This window comes from Achromobacter sp. (assembly GCF_036567245.1).
Taxonomy (GTDB): domain Bacteria; phylum Pseudomonadota; class Gammaproteobacteria; order Burkholderiales; family Burkholderiaceae_B; genus Achromobacter.
On record NZ_DATCUY010000632.1, the window covers coordinates 1 to 7,309 of the forward strand.

Genomic DNA, 7,309 nt, shown 5'->3' on the forward strand with positions numbered 1-7,309 from the left:
CGGCGGCCAGGCCTGCGCTCCGCGCCGCGGCCAGACTGGCCAGCACCGCCAGGCCCAATGCGCCGCCCATCATGAACGCCGTGTTGACCACGCCCGAAGCCAGGCCGGACTGGCTGGGCTCCACATCGCTCATCGCGGCCAGCAGCATGGGATTGAAGGCCACGCCCGCGCCCAGGCCCAGCAGCAGCATGCCGGGCAGCACGTCCGCGGCGAAGCTGCCGTCCACCGGCGCGCGCGCAAACAGCGCCAGCCCCAAAGCCGCCATGAACAGGCCCGTGGCCAATGGCGCGCGGATGCCAAAGCGCATCACCAGCTTGGCCGAGAGGCCCAGCGAGAACGCCGCCATGATGAGGTTGGCGGGCAGGAAGGCCAGGCCGACTTCCATGGGGCTGTAACCCAGTACCAGCTGCATGTACAGCGCCGACACGAAGAACCACGCGAACATGGCCGCGGCCCACAGCACGCCGACGACGTTGGCGGTCGCCACGTTGCGCAGGCGGAACAGACCCAGCGGCATCAGCGGCGATTCCACCCGCGCCTCGATGGTCAGGAACAGGACCATCAGCGCGGCGGCCGCGCCCAGCAGGGTCAGCGACTGCGTCGACGTCCAGCCGGCTTCGTTGCCATTGACCACGGCATACACCGCCAGCATGAGCGAGGCCGTGACGCTGAGCGCACCGGCCACGTCCAGCCGGGTGCCCGCAACGGCGGGCCGGGCAGCCGGAATCAGCCGCAGGCACAGCGCATAGACAGCCACGCCGATAGGCAGGTTGACCAGGAAGATCCAGTGCCATGACAGCGCGCTGGTCAGCAGTCCGCCCAGCAGCACCCCGATGCTGCCGCCGCCCGCACAGACGAAGCCATACACGCCCATGGCGCGCGCCCGTTCGCCGGTTTCGGTGAACAGATTCATGATGAGCGACAGCGACACCGCCGACACCACCGCGCCGCCCAGGCCCTGCGCGGCGCGCGCGCCGATCAGCAGCGCCTGGTTCTGCGCCAGGCCGCAAGCCAGCGAGGCGATGGTGAAGACCACCAGGCCCGCCAGGAACATCCGGCGGTGGCCCAGCAGGTCGCCCAGCCTGCCGCCCAGCAGCAGGAAGCCGCCAAAGGTCAGCATGTAGGCATTGACCACCCAGACCAGCGAGGTCTCGGTGAAATGCAGGTCCTCGCGGATCGAGGGCAGGGCGACGTTCACGATCGTGGTGTCCAGCACGATCATCAGCACGCCCAGGCAAAGCACCATCAGCGCCCACCAGCGTTGCTTGCCATGTATTCCATGCGTCATCAGTTGTTGCTCCGTGGATGGCGGCTCGATCCGCCGTCTTGCTTTTTTAGTGGGAAACACGCCCGCCACTGACCATCCAGCGGGTGCCGTAGCGGTCTATCAGCGAGCCATGGGCTTCGGCCCAGAAGGTCTTCTGCAGCGGCATCGTAATGCTGCCGCCATCGGCCAGCAGCTCGAACACGCGCTGCGCGTCCGAGACCGTGGGATAGGCCAGGGACAGCGCCACGCCCTGCTTGCCAGGATAGGGATGCCCGGCGGTGGCGTCGCTGCCCATCAGCGTCTGCTCGTCCAGCCCCAGGCGCGCGTGCATGATGCGCCCGGCGTCTTCGTCCGACAGGACCGGCATGGCGGCGTCGGGCGGGGCGTCCGCATAGCGGATCATCGCCTCCATCCGCCCGCCCAGCACGCGTTCGTAGAACTGCATGGCTTCGGCGCAATTGCCGTCAAAGCTGAGGTAGGCGGATAGTTGGGGCATGATCTCTCCAGAGTGGTGAACGGACGGTGCCAGGAGGGCGGCGCCGCTCTATGATGGAAGCCCGACCCCCACAAACAAAGGAGCCCGGCCATGCTGAAAGGAAGCTGCCATTGCGGACAGATCTCGTTTGAAGTCGACGGCGAACCGTCCCAGGTCCTGGAATGCAATTGCTCGCACTGCAGCCGCAAAGGCTATCTGCTGTGGTTCGTCCCCCGCGCCAGCGTGCGCCTCACCACGCCCGCCAGCGGCTTGTCGACCTACCGGTTCAACAAGCACGTGATTTCACATCATTTCTGCGCCAATTGCGGTTGCGCGCCGTTCGGCTTCGGCGTGGGCGCCAAGGGCGAAGCGACTGCAGCGGTGAACGTGCGCTGCCTGGAAAACGTGGATCTGAACGCCTGGCCCCGCATTCCGTACGACGGCCGCAGCATCTGAGCGCCGCTGGCCGGGCTACATCATAGGGCATGGCCGCGCCGCGCGATATGGCGAGTGCGTGACATGTCTTTTCATCGAATTGAACTAGTTTCCAGGGAAGCGCCGCATGAGCACCGTAACACTGCTGTCCGACGAAGACGTACGCAAAAGCCCGCAGGCCTGGGCCGTGTTCGAGGACATCCGCGCCACGCGCAAGTCGGATTTCATCAACAACTTCTGGCGCGCCCTGGCCAACGATCCGCCGCAGCTAGAGCGGGTCTGGGGCCAGCTCAAACAGGTCATGATGGCCGACGGCGAACTGTCGCCCCTGGTGCGTGAAATGATCTACATCGCCGTGTCCACCGCCAACGGCTGCACCTACTGCATCCACTCCCACACCGCCGCCGCCCGCGCCAAGGGCATGACCGACGGCCAGCATGCCGAACTGCTGGGCGTGATCGGCATGGCCGCGCAGACCAACGCCATGGTCACCGCCATGCAAGTGCCCGTCGACGAGGCATTCATCGTGAAATAGGAGGCCGCCATGTCGCTGATCCCGCTGTTTCCGCTGTCCAACGCGCTGTTCCCCGCCGGCGTGCTGCACCTGCGCATCTTCGAGGTGCGCTACCTGGACATGATCCGACGATGCATCGCGGACGGCAGCGAGTTCGGCGTGGTCGGCCTGTTGGCGGGCCAGGAGGTGCGCACCCCGGAAGGCACGGAGATGCTGGCGCCCGTGGGCACGATGGCGCGCATCGACGCCTGGGACGCGCCCATGCCAGCCCTGTTGGAGCTGCGCTGCGTCGGCACCAGCCGTTTCCGGCTGCTTTCCAGCGAGGTGGCAAAATACGGCCTTTGGATGGGCCAGGCCGAGCCCATCCCCGACGACCCGCCCGCGCCCGTGCCGGCGGCCATGCAGCCTAGCGCCGACGCGCTGGGACGCTTGGTCGCCCAATGGCAGCAGGACGGCGTGTCCCCCGAAAGAATGCCCCTGGGCCCGCCGTTCCGGCTCGACGACAGCGGCTGGGTCGCCGACCGCTGGTGCGAATTGCTGCCGCTGCCGCCCGACGACAAGGCCGCCTTGCTCGCCATGAGCGATCCGGTGGCGCGGCTGGCGGCGATCCAGGACGTGCTTCGGGGGCAGGGGCTGGCTTAGGACAGATCAAGGGCTGGTTTAGGGCAGATGCCAGGGGCCTCGTATTGCTCGTATTGCGTACAGGGCCTGGGCGTAACCGTATTTGGACACCATGGAAATCAGGATAGACGAGGGCCTGCGCGCCTATATAGACCCCTTGACCGACGACGAGCGCGAGGCGCTGGAACGCAGCCTGCTCGCCGAAGGCTGCCGCGACGCCCTGGTGCTATGGGGCGACCTGCTGGTCGACGGCCACAACCGCCATGCGCTGTGCATGAAGCACGGCATCCCCTTCGAGACCCGCCAGAACACCTCGTTCAAATCCATCGAGGACGTGCACCTCTGGATGATCGAAAACCACCTGGGCCGGCGCAGCGTGTCGGACTTCCAGCGTGGGGTGTTGGCGTTGCGCAAGAAGGAAATCCTGCAGGCGCGCACCCCCTCGGCGCCCGCGTCTGACGATCCCCCCTGGGACGAAGACGCCGGCGAACCGCCGCCGTTGCCGGCCGCAGTCGTGTCGCAGGCGTTGAGCCGCCAGGCTCTGGCTCGGGCTGCGCGTATCAGCAGCAATACCTTGGGGCAGATTGAGAAGATCCAGAAGGCTGCGGCGCCGGAATTGGTGCGGGCGGTCAAGGATGGGGCTATCTCCATCAACGCTGCGGCGGCGGTGGCAACATTGCCGCCTGAACGGCAGGCTGCGGCTGTGGCTGGCGGCAGGAAGGAATTGCAGCAGGCTGCCCGCGAAGTACGCCAGGCCAAGGCACCACCGCCGCGCGAGGCAGTGCCGGATATTCCTATTGAGAATATTGCGGATTTGCCGGCCGAGGTGGCGCGGTTACGGGAATTGCTGACTCGGCTGACGGATGAAAGGGATCAGTTGAAGAAGAAGGTGATGCATTTGACGGTGGCGCTGGCTGAGGCGCGGAATGCGTCGGGGGGAGGGGACGACTAAATGCCTGGACGGAAAAAGGGGGCTCGCGAGCGTTGCTTAGTGCAATCTGGATACGTAAACCGCTAACGCGTTTGGTTGGACCGTTCGCAGCCGTCGATGATTCGATTTTTGATCAGCTGCTTTGAGTAGGAGAGGTAATAATCTCCCTCGTCTATTCCAATTAGGGGTAAAGGGTGTCAACAGGTTCACTCAGCAAGATCGAGAAAATCCATCTCGGTACTCAGATACTCGCGCAAGTAACAACGATCGTCGCGGCCATCGTCCTAGCGATTTGGGCTTACTACTCTACAATCTATGTAAAAAAAGAAAAGGAGATCACAGAGTACACACTCAAGGAACTTGATCAGAAAACCACGCAAAAGCCACATGTCCAGGCGAAGGTTGAGTCAACAGTTCAGCCGTTGATGGATGGGCAGAATTTGCTTCTAGTACGGGTGACTCTTTCCAATATTGGTAACAGGGAAAGTAGAGTGACTCTGGACGATAATTCTTTGGTGCTGGTGCCCGTCGCCTTCACTGAAGGGGCGCCGCGCTACAAAGCGCCAATCAGTCTTCAGTCTGGCCGCTATGCGGGGACTTCCGCCCGTATACCACTGAATTTCGTGGATGTTGGTGCGGGTGAGAGTTACGAGATTACATTTGTGCAGAAGCTCGAAAATCCAGGCGTGTATCTTATCCACTTCCTTGCGCTCAACGGCGTAATTCGCCCGGCGAAGGACCAACCCACTGCTGGCGTCGTGCCATATCAATATGCCGTTGGTGTAGATGAGTACGTGGTTGTGAAATGAGTAATGAGATGGCAGGCTACGATTTCACTGCCTAGATAATAAGAAATTGTAGTCTGACTTCTGGTTTAGTTGCATCCTTATTTTCAGCTCGGGAGCCTCCGATCCTCAAGCCGTATAGGCAAGGCAACTCAGATCGGCTAAAGTCCTTGGACGTTCACAGCCTGTCAGGTATCTATGCACATGCCAAGTCAGCGCGTATACAGAGAAATGCGTGCTGAAGAAGTATCCCTCTGGGTTGTTCCCGCAAACGGGGGCGAGGAGCTAGCGTTCCTGATCAAAGCACCCACATCCGCGATCAAGGCGCTTCTTGCCGGCTGTCGACTAGATCTTCTATTCGGAAGGCATGGTACATACCTCTGTGCCGGCGCGCGAATCCACGACATGCCCGATGCGCCAATGCTCATCTCGAGCGTGCAGCGAGAGCAGGAGGAACATGGCGCTCTCAAACGCCTATTGCGCGAACAGAAGACACCCGTGTTTCTCTTTAACGAGATGGATGCGTGCCTCGCATGGACCAACATGGAGATCAGCGAGTCTGATGCAAGCGAGGTGGCGAAAATCGTAAACGACGAGCCCGCTTTGTATGTTGGTCCATTTACGAAAGACTGCTCTCATGCCTTAGATTGTTTCTGCTACTCGAATGATCCGTCTCAGAGGTACCCCGGTGCAACGAAAATTCCGCTGATCGATATCCAATCTATGTTGGAGGCATGGAGGGTGAATCACGTATCTTATATGGGAGTACGAACCCATCAGACCATAACCATTGATGACCTGAATGAAGGTGAGATGTTTGAGAGGGCGGTCTGGGCATCGTTGGAATCGGTCTTTCCTCTTACGCTTCACAAGAGCCCTCAAGTTCAGATCGGAGAAAAGGTTCGTGAGCTAACCGACGTACTGTCGTTTTATCAGTATGGAAGCTTCTTGATTGAGGCTAAAGATCTCTCAGTACTTCAAGCCGGGTACGGGCGATCTCAAGATCGACGCACTAATGGAGTACAAAAGCAGGTGCGAAAGGCCATAGCCCAACTGGTTGGCGCGGCAAAAGCACTGCTTAGAGGCGACCGGATTATGGACGAGGGCGCCAAGGAATTGGACGTTGTAAGGGACCAGCGACCTCATTGCATAGTTCTTATTTCAGAGCTTATGCATACCGGCGATTGGAGTGATGTCGAGAATCAACTAAGAAAGGCAACTCTAACGACTCAAGCATTCTTTCATCTTATCGATCTTCGTGAGTTCATTACATTGCTGAAAGGCAGTTCCGGAAAGGCAGAACTCTTGGATTTCAATTTGATGCAGCGTGCCAAGATTTTTGCTGAAACGGGCAGCGTCCACATTCGGTCGCGAGTTGGACCAACCGATAGCGCTTAGCGATTCGATCAACACGGAATAACGTGTCAGACTGAGTCCACCCGAATTTATTCTGATTGAGAAGCACGAGCTAATGAAAAAGTGTCAGACTACAATTTCGCTATCTAAGAGCTGAGAAATTGTAGTCTGACACCTCATTTTCGCGCGGCGCACGACACCCGAGCGGGTGTAGTTCAATGGTAGAACGGCGGCTCCTCAAGCTTCATGCGAAGGTTCGATTCCCTTCACCGGCTCCAATCTCTCTCTTATCACGCCACCTCCCACAACGCCGCTGTCACACCCAGCAACAGCAGCATCGCCGACGCGATGAACCATCGCACGGTTTTCCGGTATTCATCCTCGGCTTCATCCTCCAAACGCAAGGCGCGGTAAAGAGCAATTATCTGCAGCAGGCTGGCGAGCAACAAGGACAGGCCCGGCAGCACGGACAGCGCGCTCCAATCGCCCGGCGCGTCGAAGCCCCAGTAGCGCAGAAAACCCAGCGAAAATCCCAGCAATACTGTGATGGCCGTAATCAATCCCGCCCGAAAGCCCTGGGGCAGGTCGCGTGGCCTGTGGCTGCGGGTCCGTACCAAGTCGTCGTCTGGCGTTTCCGGTGTCATCATTGAGATACTCCGCACTGAGTACGCTACGACCCACCCGCTACCGGTTCATGTGGGAGCGAAAACTGAACTCCGCCGTCACGCGGGGCCAAGTTGAATTGATTATGGCTGATATCGCAGCGCACTGGGGCTGTTGCCCCCGTAAGCTCCCCCTTCAGGTAGGCACCAGCCGATAGAATTTCGGGGCCTCCATGAGTCGGAGATTCCCTTGAAGAAAAGCAGATTTACAGAGAGCCAGATTGTTGCCGTGTTGAAGGAGGGCGAAGCCGGCATGCCGGTCG

The 7,309-nt window shown here is 60.4% G+C and carries 9 protein-coding genes; 6 read left to right on the forward strand and 3 right to left on the reverse strand.

All coding sequences use genetic code 11. From position 1 onward, the window contains the following. Together VIR09_RS26825 and VIR09_RS26830 are read right to left on the reverse strand one after the other, a co-directional pair. Positions 1 to 1,288 (reverse strand): MFS transporter (locus tag VIR09_RS26825; protein WP_332015625.1); only part of this gene is annotated, 1,288 nt, incomplete at its 3' end. A 46-nt stretch (positions 1,289 to 1,334) separates the two neighbouring features. Then, positions 1,335 to 1,763 (reverse strand): VOC family protein, encoded by a 429-nt coding sequence (locus VIR09_RS26830; protein ID WP_013394199.1) that lies wholly within the window; start codon positions 1,761 to 1,763, stop codon positions 1,335 to 1,337. 90 nt (positions 1,764 to 1,853) lie between these two features. Between VIR09_RS26830 and VIR09_RS26835 the strand changes: the two genes are divergently transcribed. From VIR09_RS26835 to VIR09_RS26860, 6 genes are all read left to right on the forward strand, one after another. Beyond that, positions 1,854 to 2,198 carry a GFA family protein gene (locus VIR09_RS26835; RefSeq protein WP_332015626.1) on the forward strand — a complete coding sequence of 115 codons (345 nt, stop codon included), beginning with the start codon at positions 1,854 to 1,856 and terminating at the stop codon, positions 2,196 to 2,198. A gap of 106 nt (positions 2,199 to 2,304) precedes the next feature. Next, on the forward strand, positions 2,305 to 2,712 hold the full coding sequence (locus VIR09_RS26840; protein WP_013394197.1) for a carboxymuconolactone decarboxylase family protein: 408 nt from the start codon (positions 2,305 to 2,307) through the stop codon (positions 2,710 to 2,712). Between the two features lie 9 nt (positions 2,713 to 2,721). After that, entirely contained in the window at positions 2,722 to 3,333 is a 612-nt protein-coding gene (locus tag VIR09_RS26845; RefSeq protein ID WP_332015627.1) for an LON peptidase substrate-binding domain-containing protein, read from the forward strand. A gap of 91 nt (positions 3,334 to 3,424) precedes the next feature. Continuing rightward, a complete protein-coding gene (locus VIR09_RS26850) occupies positions 3,425 to 4,264 on the forward strand; it encodes a hypothetical protein (RefSeq protein ID WP_332015632.1) in 840 nt (279 codons plus the stop codon). A 173-nt stretch (positions 4,265 to 4,437) separates the two neighbouring features. Continuing rightward, positions 4,438 to 5,052: a hypothetical protein gene (locus VIR09_RS26855; RefSeq protein WP_332015629.1), complete on the forward strand. Its 615-nt coding sequence runs from the start codon at positions 4,438 to 4,440 to the stop codon at positions 5,050 to 5,052. Between the two features lie 207 nt (positions 5,053 to 5,259). Further along, on the forward strand, positions 5,260 to 6,426 hold the full coding sequence (locus VIR09_RS26860; protein WP_332015630.1) for a hypothetical protein: 1,167 nt from the start codon (positions 5,260 to 5,262) through the stop codon (positions 6,424 to 6,426). A gap of 248 nt (positions 6,427 to 6,674) precedes the next feature. On the opposite strand, the gene VIR09_RS26865 is transcribed toward VIR09_RS26860, so the two are convergent. Then, complete coding sequence (locus VIR09_RS26865) at positions 6,675 to 7,031, reverse strand: hypothetical protein (RefSeq protein ID WP_332015631.1); 357 nt, start codon at positions 7,029 to 7,031, stop codon at positions 6,675 to 6,677. Between the last annotated feature and the right edge of the window lie 278 nt (positions 7,032 to 7,309).